Raw genomic sequence first — 25,992 nt, 5'->3', positions numbered from 1 at the left:
CGATTTCCTGGCATTATTTGTCTTATGGGTGAAACTGCGAATAAAGGGGGTGCAAGGGAATGACGGACCGGGAAATATTCGAGCTCTATAAAGAGCAAGTCTATTATTTTTGCTACTACTTAATGAAAAATCCGGATGATGCAGAGGATATCTGCCAGGAAGTATTCGTAAAGGTCATTTTGGCGGATAAATCGAAGGTCAGGAACATGAAATCGTGGATATTACGAATCGCTTCGAATGAGTGTAATTCCGCTCTGAAGAGGCGGAGAACAGGCTGGATGAAGGAAGTACGCAACTTTTTGCTGTCCAAGTCTTCAAATACAAACTCTGTTGAAGCGCAATGGGTTCGCAAGGAAACCCAAGAAGAGTTTCAAGGATATTACCGCAAGCTGCCGGATAAGGTCAGGATGGTCGTTGTATTGCGATTCATTAACGAATTGACGATCCCCGAAATTGCAAGCGTAATGAACATCCCGGAAGGTACGGTTAAATCCAGGCTGCATAAAGGCATGAAACTGCTGAATGGTATGATTGAACCTCAATTAAAGGAGATGAATCACGGTGAATCGTTATTTGGAAAAGGATAAAGACGTGCCTCAGCCGGATTATGATGTGATGTGGGCTGTTATTGAAAAAGAAGCCAACCGCCGCCGGACTTATCGGCTGAAAACTCCAAAAGTTGCTGGCCGTATTAAGCCGATTACTATTGGCATTGCGTTCATTTGTTTTACGTTTGCCGCCATTCCTGCAGTTGCCAAACTCGCGTTGAACTGGGATCTGGTTGGCGGCAGCAGCGTGAATAATGCAATACGTAACTGCGTAGGACAACAGTATGACCTTAGTGCATCGGATTCGGGAGTGACGATGAATTTAAGCGGGGTCGTTACCGATGGTGAAAAGATGAAAATGCTCCTATCGGTTGATGCGCCTAATGAGGATTTGTCTCAATATACCGGTTTCGCTACCGAAACCAATACGTTGAAGGAAGGATCAGGTAACAAAGAGGAGGTGTCCGGGTATTTGGGTTACGATCCAGGGAGCCGGAAACTAATCGGAATTTATGAAACACCGGATACGTTGAGGGATGATACAAAGGATTTCAGCTTAGAGGCACAAAATCTCGTTTTCTATCGTGATCAACATATCCCGGTAACGATGGGCAAACAAGAAGGCAATCCCATTTTTAGCGGCGTTGAACAGTATCCGACGATCCGGATCGAATCCGTAAGGCATGACGCAGATCAGACGATAATTCGCTATAAAGTGGATGCATCGAAGGCGCTTTCATACGAAGGGAACCCCCATTTGACCGTTATCAGCGCAGGTCAGCCTTTGGATGCAATTCCAACGGTGCTGGCTAATGAAGGTTCCGATATATACATCGAGCAAGTATTTAACATCAATCAGACTGATTGGGAGAAATCCGAGCTTCAGTTCAGCTACATCGAACAAGCGAAACGGATTTCGGGAACCTGGGCTTTCCATTTCGAGGCAAATGGTGAAAAAGCGAGCGAGTTCATATACAACACCATACTGGGAACAAGTGAAGAGTTCCGGGAAAAAACGGGCATGACTTTGAATCGCTTAGTGGTTACGCCGTTGGAAATTCAAATTGAGATCAACGAAGAGGGTTCGTTAAGAGAAGGGATTGTTCATTACGACAAACCGCAGTTGGTCATTGGCGACAAAACGATTGAAGGGATAACTACAATCAAAGGAGATAATTCCGGGAACATTCAGCATATGTTTCTGTTTGAATCGCCAACCTGGTATGAGGACTGGGCCGACGAGGTCATGGAGCTCCGATTGGAAGATGCTGTCGTAGAGAAGCGCGATACTATGAAATCAGATAATTGGGTCGCTCTAAACGATCCCTCCGACGAAAAACAGGATGCAAAAGTGAACGTACAGGGTATGGCCATACAGTTCTCCTATTATAGAGAAGGGCCAGATCTGATCGTCGAGGCCACCTCGGATGATCCTAATTTCAAAGGAATCAGCCAAACGACGTTACGGATAGATGGCCGAGAAGTGGTACCCGAAATTCGGTCCAAAGGCATGGCCACTACAAAAACGCATGTGGATACGTACAAGAACGTTCCATTGGACAGCAAGCTTGAACTAAACCCGGGCATTTATAGATTCAGCGATCCAAGTCGGAATGCAGTGACAAATCTTTTGTCCGTTCAATCTTTCAAAAAGACGAACACATGTAAGCATTGAGCCAAGGGACAGGCAGGAATCCAGGGATGGCTGCCTCAGGCTGTCGAGAAAGTCTCGACAGCTATTTTTTTTGTACATATAATTCAACACGACACCGCGTTAATATTGTATAATATTAGTAAATAAACGTTCGGAAAGGTGTATAAATATGTTGCGTTCGAATCGAGAAAAACAACAGGCTTACGAATTTGTTTCCATTGAAGAACTGGTTCCTCAAGATCATTTGCTCCGTAAAGTGGACAAGTATATCGATTTTTCTTTCATCGACGAAAAGGAATCAAAGTGAGCACAACCGATCCTGACAGTGGTTATATGATCCGTGATGGGAAACCGGAAGGATTTTTCTACTTAGACCACCGTACGGTGGATCTGAAATACAGCATGATTACGGATGTACATGTCACCGCTGGAAACGTCCATGATTCGATACCGTATTTGTCCCGTTTGGATCGTCAACAACAACGATTTGGATTTAAAGTAGAAGCCGTTGCTCTGGACTCCGGGTACTTGACTTCACCCATCTGCAAAGGGCTGCAAAGCCGAAATATTTTTGCTGTTATTGCTCACCGAAGATTTCACCTGACCCAAGGTTTATTCCCAAAATGGAAGTTCACATATGATGCACAGCGCAATATTTATGTTTGTTCAGCAAAGCACGAATTACCGTATAGGACGACCAAACTTGAGGGATACCGGCAGTACGCCTCTGATCCACAGCATTGCAAGAACTGCCCGTTATTAAACGAATGCACACGATCTCGCAACCACCGAAAAGTGGTAACCCGTCATGTCTGGGAGGACAGCAAAGAGTGGGTACGAGGCAACCGGCTCAGTCGATCCGGGAAATATCTCTACCGAAAACGAAAAGAGACGATTGAGCGAAGCTTCGCGGATGCCAAAGAGCTCCATGGGTTTCGCTATTGCTGTATGCGCGGACTGCAAAACGTCAGGGAACAGGCCCTGATGACGGCAGCTGTGCAGAACATGAAGAAGATGGCGATCCACCTGGATCGCCTGGAAAAACGGGGGTAATCTCCCCTATTTCCGTTTTCAACCGACCACTTAAAATAGGAGAAACCCCGTACTTTGAAAAAAGTACAGGGCTTCTCGACAATCTGAACGCTTATTAAGCGTCTTTTTTGGTTTTCAGTTTATCAGGAACAAAAGTATGCTATATAGATTGAACCGGAAATTTACACGATAACAAGAGGGCAGAAAGAATCTGGAGAAGCGAAGCGGTCGCTTAAAAGCTTTCTGTAAGAAAGCTGCATCGGAAGCATAGGCTGATCACCGGATTTTCCCCTTGAACAAGGGGATCAAAGAAATCTGGGGATAACAGCGATCGAAAGATGGTTCTGACCGCGTAGTGTCTCTGTGTAAAAATCATTGGTTCAACCTATATAGTCGTAAGAACAGCGGCGGTTTACCATTAGTTTACGTTTCGTTCCCGGATGGTTTACCATTTTACATTATAATGGTTCTAACTACCTTGAGAGGAAGACGTATAACCATGAGCGTAAAACGCCGACTCTACATCTCCAACTTCCTGATGCTGGTCATGCCGGTTTTGCTTTTGATCTTGACGAGTATTTGCCTGATGTTAATCTACACAGGGATCACGGGAATTCGCGAGAAACCTCCTTTGAATTATGGAGAACTGTTTTCGAAACGCATGGAAAAGGTCGAAGAGCTGGCCGCAAAGCAAAAATCCGTCACCAGCAAGGAACCCATTCAGTCCGATATAGACGAATTCAACCGTCAGAACGAGGGAACGGGGATGAACTTGTCACTGTATCAGGGGCAACATCGGATTTATCCGGTTTCATCGACTAACGTTGAAATGCCTGACATGAATCATTCCCAATCCAACGTGATTATCGTGACCGACCAGCTCGCTGTTTACCGGGCCGAAGCGGGGGATTATGCGCTTGTACTGAGTGATTCTAATTTTACGGTCAATAACCATGACACATTCGAGAAACGGATATATGGAGGAGCTTTGATGCTGACGATCCTCATAGTCGTGGCCATCGTGACGAACAGGGCATTGACGAAGTTTGTTTTCCGCAGCATCATGGATCCGATTCAGATCATCGTGGACGGCGTGCATCAGCTTCGGGACGGGAATTTGAAGTATCGGATTCATTACGATAAACAGGATGAGTTTGCTTCCGTGTGTGTGGAATTCAATGACATGGCAGAACAGTTATCCAACATGGTCGAAGAGCGAAAAAAGAACGAAATTAATCGCCGGGAGCTGATCGCGGGTATTTCCCATGACTTGCGCACACCGTTAACTTCCATCAAAGCGTACTTGGAAGGGCTGGAGAAAGGTGTGGCGACCACGCCACAGATGCGAATGAAATATTTTGATACGATTAAAGCCAAAACGGCAAGCCTGGAACACATCATTAATCAGCTTTTCTTGTTCTCCAAACTGGATATCGGCGATTTCCCGCTGTACATGGAGCTTGTAGACATCGGTGCTGAAATGAAGAGAACCATGGCTGCTTTCGAAGTAGAGTACAGCCCCAAAGGGCTGAATCTTCACTATGAACAGCAATTTCCGCAAGCCGAGACGCTGATCGATGTGGTGCAATTCCGCAATGTGATTCAAAATGTTCTGGAAAATAGTCTAAAGTATAAAGACAAAGAGCGCGTCGACGTAACCATCACATGGATGGAAAATGAACAATGGGTAGAAATGCGTTTAACGGACAATGGTCCAGGGGTATCTCCTGAAGAATTGGGCAAGTTATTTGACGTGTTCTACCGCAGTGATGCATCACGGAAGAGGCCTGATCTGGGCAGCGGTCTGGGATTGGCCATTTCCAGCAAAGTGATTGAACGGCTGGGCGGACGCATTCATGCGGAACTGGAGCCAAGGGCTGGACTTTCGATTATTATAACGATTCCCAAATACAAGGGCGTAAAAGGAGAAGACGATGAAGAGAATCTTAATCATTGAAGACGATACGGCCATCGCCGAAATTGAACGGGACTTTTTGGAGATCGAAGGTTTCGAAACGAGCATTGCGACGGACGGACATGAGGGCTTGCTTTTGGCTTTCGGAGAGTATGACCTGATTCTTCTTGATCTCATGCTGCCCGGTATGTCTGGATATGACCTGTGCAGAGCTATCCGCGAGAAGACGAATATTCCCATTATTATGGTTACGGCCAAAAATGAAGTGTCGGACAAGGTTCGCGGGCTCGGTCTGGGTGCGGACGATTACATCGCCAAGCCGTTTTCACCAACGGAGTTGATTGCCCGCGTGAAGGCCAACTTGTCGCAATACGACCGCTTAACCAATGGTGGAGCCAAGCACTCTCGCGAAGTCGAAGCCGGTCCCATTCGCATCAACAGGTTAACCCATCGGGTTTTCGTCTATCAGCAGGAGGTTGAGTTCAAAAATAAAGAATTTGAATTGTTATTGTTCTTGGTCTCGAATCCGGACATCGTGTTTAGCAAAGAGCAGTTGTACGAACGGATATGGGGGATGGACGCGATCGGTGATCTCAAGACGGTTGCCGTACACATTAATCGGTTGCGCGAGAAGATCGAACAGGACCCTCAGAATCCGACTTACATTCAGACCATTTGGGGTGCAGGTTATCGATTCAGGTTATAAGAGATTTGAACATTGGTTTACCTTTTATTAAACACTTTCCCCCTGTCAGTTTAAATTCTGCTGTTATGATGAGCTCAGACATCAAATGAAGGGGGAAGTCATATTGAGCAAGTTAAGGCTGACAGACATCAAGAAATCATACCATAGCGGTGAAACAGTGCAGGCGTTAAAGGGGATATCCCTGGAATTCAGGGAAAGCGAATTCGTTTCGATCCTGGGACCTTCAGGTTGCGGCAAAACAACGCTGCTTAACATCGTGGGCGGACTGGACCGTTATGATGAGGGAGACCTTTCGCTTGGCGGGCGATCGACCAAACATTTCAAGGATCGGGATTGGGATGCTTACCGCAATCATTCCATCGGATTTGTATTTCAAAATTATAATCTGATCGCTCATCAAACGATTCTACAAAACGTGGAAATTGCCATGACATTGTCGGGAGTACCTGTTTCGGAACGGAAACAAAAAGCCAAAGCGGCTTTGGAATCCGTGGGCCTCGGCAGCAAGCTGGATAAAAGACCGAATCAATTGTCGGGCGGACAGATGCAGCGGGTTGCCATTGCCAGGGCGCTGGTCAACGATCCGGACATCATTTTGGCTGACGAACCGACGGGAGCACTCGATAGTCAAACCAGCGTTCAAGTCATGGAGATCCTCAAAGACATCTCCAAAACGAAATTGGTTATTATGGTTACCCACAACGCCGACTTGGCTGAGGAATACAGCAGCAGAATCATTCATTTGCGGGATGGAGAAGTGCAGTCGGACAGCAATCCGATGTTGAACGACAAAACAGGATATGAGCAGCAGAGCTCGTCCGGAGCTGAGAAACTTAGCTTGGGCAAAACCTCAATGTCCCTGGTGACAGCTGCCTCGTTGTCTTTCAAAAACTTGCTGACGAAAAAAGGGCGGACGCTCATCACCTCGTTTGCAGGCAGCATCGGCATTATCGGCGTTGCCCTTGTATTAGCCCTATCCACCGGTTTATCCAATTACATATCCAAAATGCAATCCGAAACGCTGGCGGGATTCCCGCTGACCATATCCGAGAATGTGCAGCAAATCGAAGGACCGCCGGATTCGGCAGCAGGCATACTCACAGGAAATAGCGGTGGGGAAGACGATGAATTTCCAAACGGGGATGTTCTTTATTCGCACGACAGCGCGGCGAACACGCAACAGCATACCAACGTATTGACTGCGAGTTATTTCGATTATGTCTCCAAAATAGGACAAGAACTACCCGGTGCTGTAAATGCGGTAACCTACGGCCGTGACGTTGATATGAACATACTCGCTAAAGGCGACAAGGATGTCGTGAGATTTGAGACTACGGTGAACGCTTCGTCTGACATGTCCCCGGGATTCGGGGCCGCCCCGACCTATTGGCAGGAGCTTCCGGACAATGAAGAATTCATTACTTCCCTCTATGATTTCATTGGAGAGGGCAGCCGTTATCCGACGGCTGAAAATGAAGTTGCCCTCGTCGTTGATTCTTACAACCGATTGGATCAAGCGTTTTTTGAGAAATTGGGTATCTTCACAGAGAATGAAGAGTATAAACTTAGCGACTTTATCGGCAAAAAAATATTGAAGATCGTTCCGAACGATCAATTTTATACAGAAAAGGAGAACGGCATTTTTGCTCCGGCAACAGCTGAGTCGTATCCCGAATTGTATGAGGATGCAGATGGGATGGAGTTGACGATCACAGGCATTTTGAGATTGAAAGACGGAAATGCATCATCCAGCGGATACTTGTCCGAAGGAATCGTATACACGCCGAAGCTGACGGACTATATTGTGAACGATTCCGGAAAATCAGCGATTGCCCTGGCGCAGCAGGCTTCCGATCGGGATGTCGTTTTGAATACTCCTTTTGCCAATGAACAGGCCAAGGATGCTCGCCTGAGAGCGCTGGGTGCGGTCACGACACCTTCAAGCATTAGCATTTATCCAAAAGACTTTGGTGGCAAGGATGAAATCAAACAGTATCTGGATGCGTATAATGAAGGCAAATCGGAAGAGGACCGGATCGTATACACGGACATGTCCGAGATGATCGGATCGGCTATTCAGACCGTGCTGGATACGGTATCCTATGTATTGATCGGTTTTGCCGCAATTTCTCTCGTCGTCTCGACCATCATGATCGGAATCATCACGTATGTCTCCGTATTGGAGCGCACCAAGGAAATCGGTATATTGCGCAGCATCGGAGCAAGAAAAAAAGACATTTCCCGCTTGTTTAACGCGGAGACGTTAATCGTTGGTCTTGTGGCCGGAATGCTGGGAATTGTCATTTCTTACCTGTTGACTTTGGTCATCAACAGCGTGATCGCTAATCTGCTGAGCATTGAGGGGATTGCCCAATTGACGGTAACCCATTCCGCCATACTAATCATTGGCAGCATGCTTTTGACCCTGATCGCGGGGATGATTCCGGCTAGATCGGCAACCAAAAAAGACCCGGTCATTGCTTTAAGAACGGAGTAACGCGCTTGACCGATGTTGACTGAACATTGCATGTAACATTTGAACGTTAACCAAAAGCAGCCATCCAAAGATCAATGTCCTTAAGATAAGTTCTAAACTTAATGACATTGATCCAAGGAAGGCTGCTTTTTTTGGTTAATCGGATGCATGATCGCCAAACATGTCCTTTTGATTTTGTTTGCGGAAACTGCGCGGGGATTCGCCAACCGTTTTCGTAAAAAGAATCGTGAAGTAGTTCGGGTTGTCGTAGCCGACCAGCTTAGCAATTTCCCATATCTTTTTATTGGTCGAAACGAGAAGACGGGTCGCTTCGCCCATCCGCCGCTGAATTAAGTAATGATAGGGGGAAGTCCCGTAACGATTTTTGTACATATGGATCAAATAATAGAAGTCGATATGGAACTGTTCCGCCAGGTCCTTCAGCTTGATGTTTTGCCGATAGTTCGTGTCCAGATAATCTTTGATGCTTTCGGCGAGCGTGTTGCCGCGAACAATTTCTCCGGTGGCAAGCTGATGACGTGACATGCGTTCAATGATCATTAACAGTGCTTTCAGTACATGCTGAGACACCACCTCGTAACCGTCTTCACGAATCGAAAATTCATTAAACAAGGTTTGCATCAAGGAGCGGATTTCTTCCGAATAACGGTTCGCGCGAAGGATGGGTTCACTGCCGGGGGGAACGACCCAATCATGATTTACGCGGGTACCTTCTTTGAAACGGAAGCCGCAATACAGCGTCGATAACGGGAAATCCGGGTTCGACTTTTCTTCGTGCAGCGTCCCTCTGTTGTAAATGAGCAGATCTCCCTTTTGGGCCAAATGATTGATCCCATTGATGGTAAACGAACCTTTGCCGTCATTGACGTAGATGATCTCGTGCAAATCGTCATGCTTATGCGTTGGAAAACTCCAATGAGGATGGTCGGCCAGCTTGCCTACATAAATAATGATGCAATCCTGATCCTCATGCCGATGGGCGGATTCATGGCGTGTATTCATTAATGATTAATGTCTTCCCTTCAACAATCTGAATTGAAATGACAACATATATAATGTTTTGAGACAACATCACAACAACCTTGATTGTCGCTTTTCATGTCTGACAGTACAATTTCACTATCCAATAAGTAATATATATTGAAACTGAAAGGAAGGGAAAGCAAAATTATTATAAAAAGAGGTCTGTTCAAGAAAATAAAGCGCTTGCAACATTAGAAAGGAATAGTGAGGGTTTATAAATGACCAGAAAAAGTGAAAATTTACTTATTTTAATACTCACGCTCGTCAGCTTTGTATTGGGGACGACCGAATATGTGATCGTTGGCGTGCTGAAGGAAATAGAAAGTTACATGCAAGTGTCGCTGGCAGCCGCAGGAACGCTGGTGTCCGGTTTTGCCATCGCCTATGCGATCGGAACGCCGTTTGCGGTTGCGTTTCTGGCCAAAATATCGAGAAGAAGCTCCATATTGATTGGCTTTGCGATTGTGCTTGCCTTGAATTTGCTGACCGTGTTTTCGACGTCATTTGCTTCCTTGATGGCGATTCGCATCGTTTCGGCCATCGCTTGCGGGCTTACGATATCGCTTTCGATCTCGATTGCCAACGATGCGGTCAGCCGGGAACGCAGAGGGGAAGCCATCGCGTGGATCTTGGGCGGCTTTTCCATCGCCAACGTGCTTGGCGTTCCGCTGGGTACCTTCATCGGCCAGCATTTGAACTGGTCCATGACCTTCGTGGTTACGGCATGTATCGGCGCTCTGCCGTTTGCGTTGATGTTTCGCGTGCTTCCGCGCCAAACGACGACGATCGTCGGTTCGTTCAGCGATCAGATGACGCTCTTTATGAAACCGCGCATTTTGCTGGCCTGCTTGATTCCGGTGCTTGGAAACAGCTGTATTTTCGTGACATTTACGTATATCACGCCGCTGCTGGGACAGTCCATGGGCGTGCCTGAACGCTGGATCAGCGCCGTGCTTCTCATCTATGGAGCCTGCAGCATTCTGAGTAACTGGATCGGCGCAAAAATCGCCAAGGGCGATTTTATGACCAAGCTCAAGTGGCTGTTTGTCATCCAGGCTGCCGTCTTTCTTGGGCTCAGCTTCGCCGTGTCCCAACTTTGGCTCGGCTTGGCGTGCTTGTTCCTGATCGGCTGCTTATCCTCCTCAATGAGCGCGGCATCCCAGCTGTACCTGTTCGAGGTAACCGGAGCGATCGCTCCGAACTCCAAGCCGTTTGCTTCGACGCTGCTGCCTGTTGCTGCTAACGTGGGCATCGCGCTCGGCTCCGGTGTCGGCGGACTTGCCGTTAATCTGGGCGGCGTCAACTGGGTGCCTCCGGTTGCCGTGATCCTGGCTTTGCTGGCATTTGTCATTACGAGAGTATGTCAAAGCTCGATTCAATTGAAACCTGAAGACGACAAAAGTACACCAAAGGTGTTACCTCAATCCCAGTACCAATGAGTAGAACAACAGATGTCATTCCAGGAAAAGTCGCGATGATGGCGACCTTTTTCGTTTTCAAGAATTGGGGCTTGGGAAACGAGCTTTGCCTCAGCGAACAAAAAATAGACATGAAGTGGTAACATTCTGCTTCCGCCACTCGTTTATTGGTTGAGGTGATTTACATAAAAACGATGAAATATGGTCGATTGCTAATGACGGTATTTTTAGTTCTGATGTTTCTCGTTGGTTGCAATACTGCGGAAAAAGGGCAGGAGACGTCGAAGTCAGCATGCAAGGAAGTGGTTGACTGGGTTGATTTTATGATCATCAACGAGATTACCTATGTCCGAAACAGCGATGAAACGATGGTCATCAAGCCGGAGCAAATCGGGGATAAGGTAGGGGAGGTCAATTACACGTTGAGCGGTCATGCTTGCTCAGACCACGTATCCCAAAACGGGGATGCTGCATTTCTGCCCATCGGAACGGAAGTGCGTGAATTAAAAGGGTATCAATCGCAATTCCGCGTTGTCGCAGAAGGTAAGATTTACCAGGCCGACGATAACCCTAATGCCAGCACGCTGGGTGACCTTTTGGATATTGAAGGCAAAGTACAGAAAGTTAGCCTCGAAAGCGGCATTGACGGCAGTAGGATCGGCGACTTCTCTAAAGATGCGGCAGCGGACTTCATTAGCGAACTGATTCCTTTGAAATATGTCGGGTTCGATGAGGTTTATAAAAAAGCAAAACATGAGTCCGGCGTTTTTTTGCGCGTGCACCTGCAGGACGGCACATCATTCAGGATGGTGTTTTATCCAAAAGCAAATGCCTTTACGGACGGAGCGTTTGGGACGGAAAAATTAAAGAGGTTGATCATGTCACAAAGACAACAAATTAAAGCAGCTGCAGGAATGTAACAAACATTCCGCAGCTGTTTTTTTATTTTAAAAGAATAATAATATTTTGTTAAACAACAATAATTTATTGTAAAACGATAAATTTCATGATACATTCATTTCACGAAAACAAGCGAGGTGTTTAAAAGTGAAACGAGGTTCAACCATTTTTCTGAAGGCAGCCGTCCTGTTGATTGGGATTCCGGTTCTGGTTTTGGGCGTTTTTGGACTGTATTGGTTCATGAATCATCCGGCAAATCCTGAATATGCTCACATGCTGTATCCCGCGTTGTTGATTGCCTATGTCTCGATAATCCCTTTCTTCATGGCGCTGGTACAGGCGTTCCGGCTTCTGGGTTACATTGATGCGAACCAAGCGTTCTCCGAGGTTTCGGTGAGGGCCTTGAAGAAAATCAAACAATGCGCCGTTGCGATCAGCATCCTGTATGTCCTCATGATGCCCTTTGTGTATCTCGTTGCAGAGAAAGACGATGCGCCAGGCCTCATTTTGATCGGAATGATCCCGATCTTTGCTTCACTGGTCATAGCAGTCTTTGCGGCCGTTCTTCAGCGACTCTTGCAGGAAGCTGCAGACATCAAATCAGAGAATGACTTCGTTATTTGAGGTGAAAGCATATGGCCATTATAATCAATATTGACGTCATGCTGGCGAAGCGAAAAATGAGTGTCACGGAGCTGTCCGAAAAGGTGGATATCACGTTAGCCAACATGTCCATTCTGAAGACCGGCAAGGCGAAAGCCATACGTCTATCAACGTTGGATGCGATATGCAAGGCGCTCCAGTGCCAGCCTGGAGATATTCTGGAATACGTGGACGAAGAAGAAAGCGATAATTGACGATGGTAGTACAGAATGTCTTACGCCAGGCCAAGAAGTCCCCAGCATCGGGGACTTTTTTGTCCCAAGAATTCATATTCCTTAAAAAGAAGGCTGTATTAGACTTACTTGTTGATTTGCATTACAAAAGTTAACCGCCCACTGAATGGCGGTTAACTTAAACCAATGACTATTCATCTATAAGTGCTTTTCATAAAATACCATCGTCATTTTGTCGTTAATTACTTTTGTTGAACCCGTTTTTTTATAGCCTATCTTTTCATACAAATAACAGTTTCCTTTCTCTTGTAAGATGGTACCCAATTTCCATGACTTTGCATCATCATAGATCTGCTCAACTATTGTAAAGACTTTTTGAGCAATTCCTTTTCCTTGATGTTCTGGCAGTATAAAAATTGGGCTAACACTATAGATTTGATTTTCTTTTTTCACAACTCTAATTCCACCAACAGCAACCTCAAGATGATGAATGATGAAATAATCTGTAAAAGATTGATTGATTTGAGTAATCATTCTTTCTACGGTTTCATTGGCGGGGCTTGTTTCAAAATCCTGATATTTTTCCAATAAGGGCATAAATGCTTTGACTTTCATGTCATGAATGGTCACTGCATCTTTTACATCTGCTTTGCATAATGAAACCTCCATTAAATATATACCTCCTATTGAGATGCTTGCTAAAAATACAATTTATAGTACATGCTCTGTGAACTTAGTACAAGAAAGATGTTCGTCTAAATATCAATATTAAGGATTAACATAGCCAAAAAAACAAAAAAAGCAACCTGCACAAGGCTGCCTTGGTTCGTCACTTCAGATCCTGCAAAAGATTTTTCATTTTCTTGTAATGTCCGCTGACGCGATCGACCATGTAGTTATACAATAGCTGGTTCTCGGCGAGATCTGCCATTTCGATATCGATATCGACGTTGTTGCGATTGTTGTTCATCGTTGTATCGGTATGTTCAATGATCCGGTAAGGGACTACCGACGGATTGGCATCCTTGGCGGACAGATGTTTCGGATGTGTCTGTTTCAAATCCAGCTCGGTAGTGTTGCCGTTTTCGATCATCCGGCGAAGCTCATCCTCGAACGCAACCGATTTCCTTTTGTAGTTGGGCGTGTCCGCATTGGCAATGTTATTGGTAATTACACCGTGTTTCGTATTCAGTATTTGTAAAAGCGATTCATTACGTCTTGAAGTGTTGGTTTCTATCACGTCTTAGCCTCCTTCACGGCGAATGCTTTCCATCCTCTCCATGATAGAAAGCAGCATGCAGACTGTCAACATAGCAGTTGTTACATATAGTTACATGTACATATCATTTATAACACTGATTTTTTACAAAATGGACATCCATTCTTTATTGGGCAATGAATGTTGAAAGTTCTTGAAATCTCCGCGGTTATACACGAGAATTACATTAAGTTCATGACGAGACGAGAGGCTGCAATGAGGCCATCGATGAAAGGGAGTGCGAATGTGGGAAATGCTTTGACGGTCAATCAGTTTTATTTGGGAGCTTGTTATTATCCCGAACATTGGGATGAATCGCTATGGGCGGATGATCTGCGAAGAATGAAGGAACTGGGATTCAACATTATCCGAATAGGAGAGTTTGCCTGGAGCATTTTTGAGCCGGAAGAAGGGAGATTCGAATTCGGGCTGTTTGATCGCTTTTTGGAGCAAGCGGTTACATTCGGGATCAGCGTGATCATGGGTACGCCTACGGCTACGCCGCCGGCCTGGCTTACGCATAAATATCCGGAAGTACTGAACGTATCTATGGAAGGGGTTACATATCATCATGGGCAGCGGAGGCACTACAATTACAGCAGTCCCGTGTATTTAGAGCTCTGCGCCCGTATTACGAGGGAAATGGCGCAACATTACAAAGATCACCCTGCCATTATAGGTTGGCAGATTGATAACGAGTTGAACTGCGAAATGAACGTGTTCTATGCCGAAGCGGATCATGTGCAATTCCGTCGTTGGCTGCAAACGAAGTACGGCACGCTGGAACGGCTTAATCAAGCATGGGGCACCGTTTTCTGGAATCAAACCTATGATCGCTGGGATCAGGTTCATCTGCCCCGTCCAACCGTCTCTGGATCGCCGAATCCACATCAGGCGCTGGATGAGAAACGTTTTATCTCGGATAACGCCATTTCGTTTGCCAAAGCGCAAGCCGACATCCTCAGAGCTGAAGCGCCAAACCAGTGGATCACGACCAACGGTTTGTTTGGGCACCTGGACAGCCACCGGTTGTCGGATGAAAACCTGGATTTCATGTCCTATGATTCCTATCCACAGTTCAGCAGCATCTATCCTGACACCGGCGAACAGCCGCTCCTTGATCGAAAATGGAGTCTTTCCCTGAGCAATGTAAGGGACATATCCCCGAATTTCGCGATCATGGAACAACAAGCCGGTCCGGGCGGATGGGTAAACCGGATGGAGATGCCGGCGCCGCAACCGGGACAAATGCGTTTGTGGACATACCAGAGCATCGCTCACGGAGCGGACATGGTTCTTTATTTCCGCTGGCGAACAGCCATCTTTGGCACGGAAATTTACTGGCATGGCATCAATGACTACCACAACCAGCCCAATCGTCGCGTAGCCGAAGCAGGCCGCGTAGGTCAGGAGCTGCAAAAGGCAGGAGAACGCATTATCGGCAAACGTTACTTGGCCCAAGCTGCCATACTTCGCGATTACGACAACGAGTGGGATGGGGAATTGGACCAATGGCACGGTTCTTTGGCCAGACCCAGCGAGCTTGGCTGGTTTAAGGCGTTACAGTACGGGCACATTCCTGTTGACGTGGTCACCATCCGACCGGGAGCCGAAGAAGAGCAGGGAAGGGAGCTCGGGAAATACGATGTATTGATTTATCCTCATGGAGCCATTTTGCGGGAAAGCACGGCTGGGATGCTGCAGCAATATGCGGAACATGGCGGGACCGTGGTCTTTGGATGTCGCACAGGTTACAAAGACGAAGCAGGCCACTGCCGGATGCAGCCATTGCCGGGACCGGCTGCGGCGCTCAGCGGCATTGTCGTCGAAGACTTTACGATGGTGAATGGCACTGCGGCCCCCGTAGCGGTGAGATTCACAGATGAGGGGACAGAGATCGATGCGCCTCGTTTTAACGATATTCTAAGCGTGCAGGCTGACACGGTTGAAGTTCTCGCCACATATGAGTCAAGCTATTACAAAGGAAAACCAGCATTGACGGTGAATCGGATTGGCAAAGGGAGCGTTTATTATTGGGGAGCGTCCTTTGATCTTCCTGTGGCGAAGGAACTTCTGAAACGTTTGCCGTTAACTTCTCCGCTGCATGATTGGTGTGAGGTGCCTGAAACGGTGGAGGTTGCCGTTCGAGCCGATGCCGCGGAAGAGCTCGTATTTTTGTTGAACTACAGCAGCGAACAGGCGACGGTCTATTTTCATGAGCAGGCTGAGGAATTGCTGACAGGTCAAACGCTTGAGGGGAACACCACATTGGAGCCTTTTGGGGTATGGGTTTTAATAAAAAGATAAAAAACAACAATGGCGCTGACAGTGATTGTCGGCGCCATTTTCAGTTGATAAATGCAGCACATAACAAGTACATAAAATCCAAATCGGGCGGTACTTGTTTGAATGTTTGAATTTACAAAAGGATTAAAAGAAGTATACCTGCAACAAAGCAGTAATACGAGAAGTAGATCAGGTTGCCCTTGGCCATAATGCCCATGAACCACCGCATGGCGAAATAAGTTGCAACAAGCGTGGTAATGAAAGCAATCAGATACGGAAAGGCCAGCTGGGAACGATTCGGATCGTGGGCAATATCGGATGCACCCAAAATTAAGCCGCCGATGCTGATTGGAATGTAAAGCATAAATGAAAATTTCAGTGCCGTTTCCTGCTTCATTCCGACCGCGATGGAAGCGATCACCGTCGACCCCGAGCGGCTGATGCCCGGAATCAGCGCGACGGCCTGTGCCAAACCTACCAATATCGCGTCGCGAATCGAGAGATTGCCGTCTCTCTTTTGCCCGCGCAAATTGCGAATCAGCCAAAGAGCAACGCTTGTAAGCAATAAACTAATGGCAACGGTATGTACGGAGGTGAAGATTCGTTCAATGGTGTCTTTGAAAAATACCGCAGCAACGGCCGCGGGTATGGTGCCGACGATGATGTAGACGCAAAACATGAAGTCGGTCCGATACTCGGTTTTGCGCGTCTGCAAATAACGTACTGCACCGACGATTAAGTCCTTGATGTCTTTGCGGAAAATGAAAATGATTGCGATCAATGACGCTGTGTTTGTCAAAATTTCAAAGGATAATCCGTTCTGTTCCATGCCGAGCAGTCGCTGCACAATGATCAGGTGTCCGCTTGAGGAGACTGGTATGGGCTCCGTCACCCCTTGCACGATACCCAGCAGCAAATATTTCAGCCAAGTTACCAGGTCTGCCATGATTCCCTCCCAATGGTGTATTCAATTTATGAATCTATCGATGGAACTCCAGAAAATAGAAGCTGACGACAAGACTCACAATACATAATGATACAATAGGGGACGCATGTTCTACAAATTCCTTTTCATAGATAGAGTAAGCGTGGGTGCAATATAATTCTTTGCCATTTGATATAATGGTTGCAAAGTAGAGACAAGGAGGGGGATCGGATTGTCTGGCGTTATTTCAAAAGCAGTGCAAATATTGGATCTGCTGCTGCCCCAGGGCACGGAAAAGGACATGAGCGTTACGGAAATCAGCAAGGCGCTGAACATGCCGGTGCAGAGCGTGCATCGTTTGCTTTCCTCGCTTGCGGAGCATGGTTTTGTCACGCAAAACACAAAGACCAAACGGTACAAGCTCGGCCTGTCCCTGATGAAATACGGTTTCCTGATGTGGGATAGCCTGATGCTGCGTACGGTCGCAAGGCCGGTTATGGAGGAATTGTCGAAACGAACGAAAGAGACCGTATATTTGTCCGTTCGCGAAAATGCAGAAGGGATCTACATCGATTCGGTGGATTCGCCGCAAGTATTGAAAATTTCCGAGCCGATTGGCCTGCGCCTGCCTTTGTTCATCGGAGCCTCCAATCGGGTGATTCTTGCTTTCCTGAATTCGGGGTTGCAAAAAACATTGTTAGACTCGTTCGACTGGAATGACATTCCTTCGCTTAAGCCGCTTTCCCGCGAATATATCGAGCAGGAACTTGCGAAGATCAAACAGAACGGTTACGCCATCACGTCCAGCGAGGCAACGGAAGGCACCACCGGCATCGGTGCGCCGATCTTCTCTTACGAGAATACGGTCATCGGTTCGTTGAACGTAGCAGGTCCTTCCATTCGGTTTGATGAAGAAAACGTTGAAAAATACGCCAATTTGGCCATTAAATATGCCAATCTCATATCCAATGAACTGGGATATCGCGGCAAAAGCCGACATGGATGAGGTTCTTCGCAAAGGTTCGACCATCATATTCCAATGGAATATAACCATCAATACATGAGGCCTTCTGTCAATCAATGACGGAGGGCCTTCTGCTGTAATTGCCGCGTTTTCACTTCCAGTAATGTGCTCCCTGCATCATTTTCAGCAGGTTTACGATCCATTCCGGAAGAGCATAAGGGAGTGTAACATCGAATTCATCCCGGTATTCGGGAAAGGGGATAAACCTATATCAAATTATTTTGCCATTATCTCATTATTCGGGATAACTGCATTGCTCATATTGAAAAATGAGATATGATTATGATTATTCTTTGAAGTCGAGGTGAGCTTATGAAAATTATTGCTTTTCGTCATTTTGCATTCGATGATCCATCCGTGATCGTGTCATGGTCCGAACATGCCGGGCACGAATTGCTTTTGCATGATCCTGCTCAAGACATTCCGCAAGAGTGGCTCCAAACGATGGACCTTCTTGTGGTGCTGGGTGGACCGATGAGCGTTTACCAAGAGAATGAACACCCGTGGCTCATCCAGGAAAAGGCGTTTGTAAAACGTGCCATCGACATGGGAAAAAAGGTGCTGGGCATTTGCTTGGGAGCTCAAATGATTTCGGAAATTCTGGGGGGAACGGTAACCTCCAATGGGGACAAGAAGGAGATCGGCTGGCACCGGATGCAAAGAACGAAGGAACGTCATCCGTGGCTCACGCACGTACCCGAACAATTCATGTCATTTGCTTGGCATGGAGATACTTTTACGCTGCCTGAAGGGGCTCGGCATCTGATGTATTCCGAAGCTTGCGAGCGGCAAGCGTTTGCGTACGGGAATCATGTTCTTGGTTTACAGTTTCACCTGGAATCCACGCCAAGCTGCATTGAGCAAATGTTGTCCGACTGGACTCATGAACTTACGGATTTGCCTTTCATTCAGCGTGAAACGGAGATTCGAGATGGCATGGTACATAGCGAGAATTCCAAGATGCTGTTATGGGGAATTTTGGACAAGATCGCATTAAACAACTCGTTGAAGACAAATTCTGGTTAAGGCTCATTCGCTTACAAGCCAAGCTTTGGCGACCTCCGGATCATCAAAATATTTAATCGGGAACGAAATGGGATGGGGAATTTTCTTCATCTCTTGGCGCAAACGCAGCTTGTCCCAGAACGTGAAGCCTACAATCGCCAGTTTTTTCGTGTAGTTTTGGAGATGACCGATATTCTCCGCAAATTTGATCAAGACAGAAGTCGTCAGCTTCGTTTCGTAAAAATCAACCCATATATTGAGCTGGCGGTTTCGGCTTGTAATAAAATCTTCTTCTGCTTTCATTAACATAAATAACGCATCCGCATTAGTGTGAAAACTTCCATACTTGAGGCAGTGCAATTCCCCTCCTTTGTAATAATAAGGAAATAACGAGCCACCGGGCGACTTTATGCTTCTCACTATGCATTCCTCCTTAAAATCATCAGCTATATAAACCGCAAAGCATCCACACGTTAAACGGAGGGGCAGAACCAATCCGGGGAATAACAGCGACGGAGGATGGTGCTTCACTCGCAGTGCCTTGTGTGAGTGATTAGTGCGGTTTATATAGCCATTTTTTTGGTTAAGGGGCTATGTTGAACGATTACAGATGCCTTTGAATCTTGACATCACATTCGGACGTTGTCGCCGTGACGTACTCCATGTAATTTACGGAACCATTAAAATTCAAATAAGCCTCGTAACGCATACGAATGGCAGGTAAAGTGATCAGATCCAGGACATGTTCCTTGGGAACCCACCTGCAATCGCTGGTTTCATCAGAAGTGGCTAATTCCCCACCTACAGCTTTGCACACGAAATCAAACATGACCTTCGTAGGTACGTCAGTCACGCCATCATACCACTTATGTATTGCTGTATTCGACACAACACTTATCATGTGGCTAACCGTAGCATCGATGCCGCTTTCCTCTTTAATTTCACGAATGACGCCATCGATCAGATTTTCTCCAACTTCAGTGATCCCGCCAGGATACACCCAACCATCGTCATGTGCTTTAACCAAAAGAATATTGCCATGCCCATCTTCTACGATTCCGCCTGCCGATACAATATGTGTTGGAAACGCCATTTAACGACCTCCTCATAATATATAGATGTATATTTATTCCATGTAAATGTGGATATTTCCTGCTTGCGTCATTTTTTATACTTGAAGATACATACGGCGATTGAATGAACCTGTCTTTGCTCTTGTTGCTTTGTTGGATTCTTCTTGACATTTTGGTCATGCTTGAATCGGAGTGTCGGTGCATATATTTAGTGCGATGGGTTCCTCAGTTCTGAAAATAGGGCGAAGGCCCTTGAGTTCACAGTACCCCTTTTGTTATCAAATGCATTGACAACATGTATATACAGGTGTAAAATCGGTCTTGCTTGTATATACAGGATTATTCAAGTAGCATCGGAGGGGGTTCACTGTGAACAAGCGGAATTTAAACGATTGGTGGAGAACATCTACCGTTTACCAAGTCTATCCAAAGAGCTTTAACGATACGTCAGGTTCGGGATTGGGGGACATCCGGGGATTAACGAATAAACTCGATTACCTCAAACAGTTGGGCATTGACATCGTATGGCTTCAGCCGGTTTATGTCAGTCCCCAAAATGATAACGGTTACGACGTAGCCGACTATTACCGCATCGCTCCTGAATTCGGCACCATGGCCGACTTTGACGAGCTGGTCCGGGAATTGAAACGCCGCGACATGCATCTCATGATCGATATCGTGGTAAACCATTCCTCGACCGAGCATGAGTGGTTCAAGGCTTCGCGTTCATCCAAGGACAATCCGTACCGGGATTACTACATTTGGCGAGACCCGGCACCGGATGGCGGCGTACCAAACAACTGGCAATCCAAATTCGGTGGTCCGGCATGGCAGTATGACGAAGCGACAGGTCAATATTTCCTCACCTTGTTCGATAAAACGCAGGCCGACCTGAATTGGGAGAATGAAAAGGTCAGAGAGGAAGTCGTGAAATTGCTGACGTTCTGGGCGGAAAAAGGCGTCAGTGGATTCCGAATGGACGTGATCAACCTCATTTCCAAAAATCAGGACTTCCCGAATGATGACGGATCAGTTGCGCCGGGTGACGGGCGCATCCATTATACGGACGGCCCGCGCGTTCATGAATATCTGAAGGAATTGCACGAAAAGGTTTTCGCACCATATAACCTCGTCACGGTAGGAGAGATGTCGTCAACGACGCTTGAACATTGTATCCGCTATTCCAATCCGGCGGAAAACGAGTTCTCGATGACGTTTAATTTTCACCACCTGAAAGTGGATTACCCGAACAACAACAAATGGGAGCTCATGCCTTACGATTTCGAGCAGCTCAAAAGCCTGTTGTCCGAATGGCAGACCGGCATGCAGCAAGGCGGGGGATGGAATGCGCTATTCTTTAACAATCATGACCAGCCAAGAGCGATTTCCCGTTTTTTGAATGACGATGTTTATTTGGCCGAGAGTGCAAAACTGCTGGCAACGACGCTTCACGGTTTGCAAGGCACGCCGTACGTTTACCAGGGCGAGGAGATTGGCATGCCCAACCCGAAATGGAACGATATGAGCGAGTTTCGGGATATCGAATCAACGAACATGTACCGGATCTTGCTGGAACGCGGAAAAACGGCGGAAGAGGCCTTTGCCATCATCAAAGAACGCTCAAGGGACAATTCCCGCACGCCGATGTTATGGGAAAACAGCCCGCACGCCGGATTTACCACAGGAACGCCGTGGATCAAGGTGGATGAACGTTATCCCGAATGGAATGTGGAGCAGCAGCTTTCAGATCCGGATTCCGTGTTCCATCATTACCGCAAATTGATTTCGTTCCGCAAAACGATTCGTGTGTTCACCGATGGCACGTACGAACGTTTGGATCAGGCCCATCCCCAAATTTACGGCTACAGTCGCAGTAACGGGGACGAAACATTGATTGTCATCTCCAATTTCAGCGGAGAAGCGGCAGCGTTTGAATTGCCGGATGCGTCGTGGCAGCACCTAGAAGGGAAGACATTTGAGCTGTTGGTCGGAAACACGGGGGAAGAAATGGAACTCCGGAAACAGCTCGAACTTGGTCCGTACGCATCTTACATGTGGATCGTTCGCTAACGATTGGGGAGTATGAGAAATGAGGAGGAGTGAGGTATATGTCAGTGGATCGTAAAAACGTGGAAAAGATCATTGAAGCGATTGGCGGTTCTGCGAATATTGAAGCGGCCACGCACTGCGTGACCCGCCTGCGGTTTGCGCTGCGTGACGAGAGCAAGGTCGATGAGGCGTCATTGGAGAAGAATGATTTGGTCAAGGGTCATTTCTCCACGCAAGGCCAATTTCAAGTCATTATCGGACCAGGTCTGGTCGACAAAGTATATGAAGAAGTGATTCAACTCACCGGTGTTGAGCGTGTATCCAAGGACGACGTAAAAAACATCGCCGGCAAAAAACAAAATCCGATTCAGCGTGCGATCAAAACGCTGGCGGATATCTTTATCCCGATCTTGCCGGCGATCGTTACCGCCGGTCTGCTGCTCGGGATCAACAACATTTTGACAGGTCCCGGCATCTTTTTTGAAGGGCAATCCTTAATTCAGGTTTATCCGCAATGGAAGGACTTTGCATCGATTATCAACACCATTGCCAGCACGGCGTTTACGTTTTTGCCTGCATTGATCGGATGGTCAGCCGTCGTACGGTTCGGGGGCAGTCCGCTGCTCGGTATCGTACTCGGATTGATCCTTGTTCATCCCGATCTGTTAAGCGCTTACGGGTATGCCGAAGCCAAGACGAACAATGCCGTTCCGGTGTGGAACCTGTTCGGCTGGGAAGTCAACAAACTCGGATATCAGGGTCAGGTGCTTCCGGTCCTTGTATCCGCTTATATTCTCGCCAAGATTGAAACGTTCCTGAACAAAAGGGTAGCCGACTCCATCAAACTGCTGGTTGTCGCGCCTGTTACCCTGCTGATCACCGGATTCCTCGCATTTACGCTGATCGGGCCGATTACGTTTGCGCTCGGTAATGCGATCACATCCGGATTGGTGTATGTATTTGATACCGTACCTGCACTGGGCGGATTGATTTACGGCGGATTGTATGCGCTTCTCGTTATCACGGGTATGCATCATACGTTCCTCGCCGTTGACGTTCAACTCATCGGATCTCAAGGCGGAACATTCCTTTGGCCGATGCTGGCTCTCTCAAACATCGCGCAAGGCGCGGCCGCGCTTGCCATGATGTTTGTGTTCAAACAGCAGAAAAGCAAAGGTTTGGCCGTCACGTCTTCGGTCTCGGCATTTCTAGGCGTCACGGAGCCGGCGATGTTCGGGGTGAACTTGCGCCACAAGTTTCCGTTTGTGTTCGGTATGATCGGTTCGGCATTGGCAGGTGTGCTGCTGACCATGAATCATGTCCTCGCATCCTCGATCGGAGTGGGCGGGATTCCAGGATTCCTGTCCATCTTCCCGAACCAATGGGGCGTATTTTTCATCGGTATGGCCATCGTATTGGTGGTTCCATTCGTTGCGACTGTGGTTTACGGCAAATGGAAAGGCAATGCGGCGTTGGCAGACGGCGATCCAGCGGATGTTCGTGACAGCCGTGCTTCCGGAGTACAACAGGCTTCTGCCGAAGTAGCCGTAGGCGAAGCCGGGGGCAAAGTCTTATCCGCGGACAGAACGAAGCCAAATCTATCGGTATTGGAGATTCAGGCTCCCATCAAAGGAAATGCAGTCGCGCTTGATAACGTGCCTGACCCGGCTTTTGCCAGCGGGGCGATGGGGCAAGGGATTGCCATCGAACCGGAAGAAGGGAAAGTTTTTGCCCCATTCGACGGAACGGTGTCTCATGTAATCAAGAGCAAGCATGCAATCATTCTGGAGCATGAGAGCGGCGTTCAAATTCTGATCCATGTCGGCATCAACACCGTTGCCCTTAAAGGAAGCGGATATACGCCGCATGTACAGACCGGCGATCGCGTCAAAGCAGGCCAGCTTCTGTTGGAATTCGACCGTGAACTGATCGCCGATGCAGGATACTCATTGGTTACGCCGATTATTTTGCCGGATGGGCAGGATCGGGTAGATGTGGTCGAAGAGACGAAGCTGGGTCTTGTGCAGCATCAAGGTGACGTTATTTTGCGGGTGCATTTGAAGGCATAACGTTTCCTGCACAGCATATTCATGATATGACGAATCCGTATTCAGAGCGGCTTTTATGGATTTATGCCGATTCCGTGTTAGAATGAGTATGGTGATTACGTTGAACAAAAATATTTATTTGCAAATTTACAATGATTATTCCGAAAAAATCCAGAATGGCCGCCTGGCACCGGGGTCCAAATTGCCTTCGGAAAACGATTTTACGGCCGAGTATGGCACTTCCAGGGAAACGGTGCGAAAGGCCTTGAACCTGCTTGCACAGAATGGATACATCCATAAAGTAAGGGGAAAAGGTTCTTTCGTGCTGGACATGGGACGCATGGACTTCCCGATTACCGGACTCATTTCATTCAAAGAAATGTCGGAGAAGTTGGGCAGGGATACGCAAACCCATGTGGAAGAAGTCGCTCGGATCTCTGCCAATGCCGCGGTGGCCAGACATCTGCAAGTTCCCGCGAACGAGCCGGTCTGGAAAGTGATTCGGGCAAGGGAAATCGAAGGCGAACGGATTATTTTGGATAAAGATTACTTTCTTACGTCCGTTGTCGAGCAGTTGACGGAGGACATTGCCGCTCGTTCGATCTATGCTTATCTCGAAGGAGAGCTCCAATTAAAAATCAGTTACGCCAAAAAGGAAATCTCCGTCGAAGAGGTCACGGCCGAAGATCGAAGGCTGCTGGATCTGGGCGATTACCGACACATCGTCGTCGTCCGCAACTATGTATATCTTGAAGACACGATGCTGTTTCAGTTTACGGAATCGCGGCATCGGCTGGACAAATTCCAATTCGTCGATTTTGCGCGGCGGGTGCACGTGGAGGATCCTTCCAAGGATTTGTTCTAACATCGGTGCATACTGGCGTTGACATGCACCCCTTACCATGATTTACAATGAAATTGCAACAGATGGTTCCTGATGTTAATGAGCAGCCATCCCAGTTGCAATTTTTTTGCATACTTTATAAACATTCTTTATAAAGTGCGTACGAACCGTGAATTCGCGTGTTCCGCTTGTTTAGACGAAACGAAGGAGATGGACGTATTGCTGGAAGAAGAGCGGATTTTTAACGGCATTTTATTCAGTCCCGCGGACTCGGAACTGAGAGCAGTAAAGCGGCGTGCCCACAATCTGAGCAGTGAATACAGCCGCACATTCGAGGATCAAACCGAGGAACGCGAAGCATTGCTGGCGCAGCTGCTTGGCGGCAAAGGGAAGCATTGCTTCATGCAAGGCCCGATTTTCTTTCACTATGGCGTGCACACCAAGATTGGCGACCATTTCTTTGCCAACTACAATTTGACCGTACAGGACGACGCCAAAGTGACCATCGGCAACCATGTCAGTTTTGGGCCGAATGTCACGATCGTTACGCCTGTTCATCCGCTTATTGCCGCTGAGCGCAGGCAAATGATTCATCATGACGGAGAACCCAAGTCTTTATGTTACGCCAAACCCGTCACGATCGGAAATGACGTATGGCTTGCAGCCAACGTCACGGTATGTGGCGGCGTGACGATCGGGGACGGTGCCGTCATCGGCGCAGGGAGCGTCGTGACCCAAGACATACCGGCAAACACAATAGCCGCGGGCGTGCCTTGCCGAGTGATTCGCCCCATTACGGAGGCGGACAGCATGCGCCATAAACCGGAGATATTGGCCGATTGTCGCGTCATCGAATAATTTAGGAAGCACGGACTTGTCTGATGGAAAAGGCGAGAACGTGCTTTTTTTTATTGGAAAGAGAGTAAGGGTGAAAACGTAGTTATACTTATG

The 25,992-nt window shown here is 47.3% G+C and carries 22 protein-coding genes and 1 pseudogene; 17 read left to right on the top strand and 6 right to left on the bottom strand.

What is annotated here, in order from left to right; translation table 11 throughout:
* The first annotated feature begins 59 nt into the window (after positions 1 to 59).
* The 6 genes and pseudogenes from RSX24_RS11635 to RSX24_RS11610 all read left to right on the top strand — a co-directional run bounded on the left by RSX24_RS11635 (position 60) and on the right by RSX24_RS11610 (position 8,352).
* On the top strand, positions 60 to 587 hold the full coding sequence (locus RSX24_RS11635; RefSeq protein WP_343260672.1) for an RNA polymerase sigma factor: 528 nt from the start codon (positions 60 to 62) through the stop codon (positions 585 to 587).
* Positions 562 to 2,223: a DUF4179 domain-containing protein gene (locus RSX24_RS11630; RefSeq protein WP_343260671.1), complete on the top strand. Its 1,662-nt coding sequence runs from the start codon at positions 562 to 564 to the stop codon at positions 2,221 to 2,223. Before RSX24_RS11635 ends, RSX24_RS11630 begins: the two co-directional genes overlap by 26 nt.
* A 270-nt stretch (positions 2,224 to 2,493) precedes the next feature.
* Positions 2,494 to 3,255: pseudogene (locus RSX24_RS11625) on the top strand (transposase); the annotation flags it as partial.
* A gap of 478 nt (positions 3,256 to 3,733) precedes the next feature.
* On the top strand, positions 3,734 to 5,191 hold the full coding sequence (locus RSX24_RS11620; RefSeq protein WP_339278120.1) for a sensor histidine kinase: 1,458 nt from the start codon (positions 3,734 to 3,736) through the stop codon (positions 5,189 to 5,191).
* A complete protein-coding gene (locus tag RSX24_RS11615; RefSeq protein WP_343260670.1) occupies positions 5,169 to 5,855 on the top strand; it encodes a response regulator transcription factor in 687 nt (228 codons plus the stop codon). Before RSX24_RS11620 ends, RSX24_RS11615 begins: the two co-directional genes overlap by 23 nt.
* 103 nt (positions 5,856 to 5,958) lie before the next feature.
* Positions 5,959 to 8,352 carry an ABC transporter ATP-binding protein/permease gene (locus RSX24_RS11610; protein ID WP_343260669.1) on the top strand — a complete coding sequence of 798 codons (2,394 nt, stop codon included), beginning with the start codon at positions 5,959 to 5,961 and terminating at the stop codon, positions 8,350 to 8,352.
* Positions 8,353 to 8,487: 135 nt separating this feature from the next.
* Here the strand turns inward: RSX24_RS11610 and RSX24_RS11605 are convergent, their stop codons facing one another.
* The gene (locus RSX24_RS11605; RefSeq protein ID WP_343260668.1) at positions 8,488 to 9,354 is read right to left on the bottom strand and encodes a helix-turn-helix transcriptional regulator; all 867 of its coding nucleotides are present in this window, start codon (positions 9,352 to 9,354) and stop codon (positions 8,488 to 8,490) included.
* 239 nt (positions 9,355 to 9,593) lie between these two features.
* Between RSX24_RS11605 and RSX24_RS11600 the strand changes: the two genes are divergently transcribed.
* The 4 genes from RSX24_RS11600 to RSX24_RS11585 all read left to right on the top strand — a co-directional run bounded on the left by RSX24_RS11600 (position 9,594) and on the right by RSX24_RS11585 (position 12,550).
* Positions 9,594 to 10,814, top strand: coding sequence for an MFS transporter (locus RSX24_RS11600; RefSeq protein ID WP_343260667.1), 1,221 nt, complete (start codon positions 9,594 to 9,596; stop codon positions 10,812 to 10,814).
* 155 nt (positions 10,815 to 10,969) lie between these two features.
* Positions 10,970 to 11,713: a hypothetical protein gene (locus tag RSX24_RS11595; protein WP_343260887.1), complete on the top strand. Its 744-nt coding sequence runs from the start codon at positions 10,970 to 10,972 to the stop codon at positions 11,711 to 11,713.
* Positions 11,714 to 11,840: 127 nt separating this feature from the next.
* Entirely contained in the window at positions 11,841 to 12,317 is a 477-nt protein-coding gene (locus RSX24_RS11590; protein WP_236413916.1) for a DUF2975 domain-containing protein, read from the top strand.
* 11 nt (positions 12,318 to 12,328) lie between these two features.
* Positions 12,329 to 12,550 (top strand): helix-turn-helix domain-containing protein, encoded by a 222-nt coding sequence (locus tag RSX24_RS11585; protein ID WP_339278127.1) that lies wholly within the window; start codon positions 12,329 to 12,331, stop codon positions 12,548 to 12,550.
* Positions 12,551 to 12,727: 177 nt separating this feature from the next.
* On the opposite strand, the gene RSX24_RS11580 is transcribed toward RSX24_RS11585, so the two are convergent.
* Positions 12,728 to 13,198 carry a GNAT family N-acetyltransferase gene (locus tag RSX24_RS11580; RefSeq protein ID WP_343260666.1) on the bottom strand — a complete coding sequence of 157 codons (471 nt, stop codon included), beginning with the start codon at positions 13,196 to 13,198 and terminating at the stop codon, positions 12,728 to 12,730.
* Positions 13,199 to 13,358: 160 nt separating this feature from the next.
* The gene (gene flgB, locus RSX24_RS11575) at positions 13,359 to 13,769 is read right to left on the bottom strand and encodes a flagellar basal body rod protein FlgB (protein ID WP_343260665.1); all 411 of its coding nucleotides are present in this window, start codon (positions 13,767 to 13,769) and stop codon (positions 13,359 to 13,361) included.
* Positions 13,770 to 14,033: 264 nt separating this feature from the next.
* Here flgB and RSX24_RS11570 point away from each other — a divergent pair, with 264 nt between their 5' ends.
* Positions 14,034 to 16,094, top strand: a complete 2,061-nt coding sequence (locus tag RSX24_RS11570; RefSeq protein ID WP_343260664.1) for a beta-galactosidase — start codon at positions 14,034 to 14,036, stop codon at positions 16,092 to 16,094.
* A 112-nt stretch (positions 16,095 to 16,206) separates the two neighbouring features.
* On the opposite strand, the gene RSX24_RS11565 is transcribed toward RSX24_RS11570, so the two are convergent.
* The gene (locus tag RSX24_RS11565; protein WP_343260663.1) at positions 16,207 to 17,019 is read right to left on the bottom strand and encodes an undecaprenyl-diphosphate phosphatase; all 813 of its coding nucleotides are present in this window, start codon (positions 17,017 to 17,019) and stop codon (positions 16,207 to 16,209) included.
* A gap of 211 nt (positions 17,020 to 17,230) precedes the next feature.
* Here RSX24_RS11565 and RSX24_RS11560 point away from each other — a divergent pair, with 211 nt between their 5' ends.
* Together RSX24_RS11560 and RSX24_RS11555 are read left to right on the top strand one after the other, a co-directional pair.
* Positions 17,231 to 18,004, top strand: coding sequence for an IclR family transcriptional regulator (locus RSX24_RS11560; RefSeq protein WP_339278132.1), 774 nt, complete (start codon positions 17,231 to 17,233; stop codon positions 18,002 to 18,004).
* A 330-nt stretch (positions 18,005 to 18,334) separates the two neighbouring features.
* The gene (locus tag RSX24_RS11555; protein ID WP_343260662.1) at positions 18,335 to 19,048 is read left to right on the top strand and encodes a type 1 glutamine amidotransferase; all 714 of its coding nucleotides are present in this window, start codon (positions 18,335 to 18,337) and stop codon (positions 19,046 to 19,048) included.
* 3 nt (positions 19,049 to 19,051) lie between these two features.
* On the opposite strand, the gene RSX24_RS11550 is transcribed toward RSX24_RS11555, so the two are convergent.
* Together RSX24_RS11550 and RSX24_RS11545 are read right to left on the bottom strand one after the other, a co-directional pair.
* Positions 19,052 to 19,447 (bottom strand): hypothetical protein, encoded by a 396-nt coding sequence (locus RSX24_RS11550; RefSeq protein WP_236413927.1) that lies wholly within the window; start codon positions 19,445 to 19,447, stop codon positions 19,052 to 19,054.
* Positions 19,448 to 19,631: 184 nt separating this feature from the next.
* Positions 19,632 to 20,120 carry an NUDIX hydrolase gene (locus tag RSX24_RS11545; RefSeq protein WP_339278133.1) on the bottom strand — a complete coding sequence of 163 codons (489 nt, stop codon included), beginning with the start codon at positions 20,118 to 20,120 and terminating at the stop codon, positions 19,632 to 19,634.
* A gap of 349 nt (positions 20,121 to 20,469) precedes the next feature.
* On the opposite strand from RSX24_RS11545, the gene treC reads away from it, so the two are divergent.
* From treC to RSX24_RS11525, 4 genes are all read left to right on the top strand, one after another.
* The gene (treC, locus tag RSX24_RS11540; RefSeq protein WP_343260661.1) at positions 20,470 to 22,170 is read left to right on the top strand and encodes an alpha,alpha-phosphotrehalase; all 1,701 of its coding nucleotides are present in this window, start codon (positions 20,470 to 20,472) and stop codon (positions 22,168 to 22,170) included.
* Between the two features lie 38 nt (positions 22,171 to 22,208).
* Complete coding sequence (gene treP / locus RSX24_RS11535) at positions 22,209 to 24,218, top strand: PTS system trehalose-specific EIIBC component (RefSeq protein ID WP_343260660.1); 2,010 nt, start codon at positions 22,209 to 22,211, stop codon at positions 24,216 to 24,218.
* Positions 24,219 to 24,318: 100 nt separating this feature from the next.
* A complete protein-coding gene (gene treR / locus RSX24_RS11530) occupies positions 24,319 to 25,062 on the top strand; it encodes a trehalose operon repressor (RefSeq protein WP_343260659.1) in 744 nt (247 codons plus the stop codon).
* A 198-nt stretch (positions 25,063 to 25,260) separates the two neighbouring features.
* Complete coding sequence (locus RSX24_RS11525; protein ID WP_438286809.1) at positions 25,261 to 25,899, top strand: sugar O-acetyltransferase; 639 nt, start codon at positions 25,261 to 25,263, stop codon at positions 25,897 to 25,899.
* Positions 25,900 to 25,992 lie beyond the last annotated feature (93 nt).

Source organism: Paenibacillus hubeiensis (assembly GCF_032334105.1).
Taxonomy (GTDB): Bacteria; Bacillota; Bacilli; order Paenibacillales; family Paenibacillaceae; genus Paenibacillus; species Paenibacillus hubeiensis.
Note: the sequence above shows the minus strand (reverse complement) of the source record. Positions and strands in the feature narration are given on the sequence as shown.

Excerpts from the sequence above, each read along its gene's own strand:
- RSX24_RS11600 (WP_343260667.1), top strand. The coding sequence starts at position 9,594 with ATGACCAGAAAAAGTGAAAATTTACTTATTTTAATACTCACGCTCGTC.
- RSX24_RS11615 (WP_343260670.1), top strand. The coding sequence starts at position 5,169 with ATGAAGAGAATCTTAATCATTGAAGACGATACGGCCATCGCCGAAATT.
- RSX24_RS11585 (WP_339278127.1), top strand. The coding sequence starts at position 12,329 with ATGGCCATTATAATCAATATTGACGTCATGCTGGCGAAGCGAAAAATG.
- RSX24_RS11565 (WP_343260663.1), bottom strand. The coding sequence starts at position 17,019 with ATGGCAGACCTGGTAACTTGGCTGAAATATTTGCTGCTGGGTATCGTG.
- RSX24_RS11620 (WP_339278120.1), top strand. The coding sequence starts at position 3,734 with ATGAGCGTAAAACGCCGACTCTACATCTCCAACTTCCTGATGCTGGTC.
- RSX24_RS11555 (WP_343260662.1), top strand. The coding sequence starts at position 18,335 with ATGAAAATTATTGCTTTTCGTCATTTTGCATTCGATGATCCATCCGTG.
- RSX24_RS11545 (WP_339278133.1), bottom strand. The coding sequence starts at position 20,120 with ATGGCGTTTCCAACACATATTGTATCGGCAGGCGGAATCGTAGAAGAT.
- RSX24_RS11605 (WP_343260668.1), bottom strand. The coding sequence starts at position 9,354 with ATGAATACACGCCATGAATCCGCCCATCGGCATGAGGATCAGGATTGC.
- RSX24_RS11635 (WP_343260672.1), top strand. The coding sequence starts at position 60 with ATGACGGACCGGGAAATATTCGAGCTCTATAAAGAGCAAGTCTATTAT.
- treP (WP_343260660.1), top strand. The coding sequence starts at position 22,209 with ATGTCAGTGGATCGTAAAAACGTGGAAAAGATCATTGAAGCGATTGGC.
- RSX24_RS11580 (WP_343260666.1), bottom strand. The coding sequence starts at position 13,198 with ATGGAGGTTTCATTATGCAAAGCAGATGTAAAAGATGCAGTGACCATT.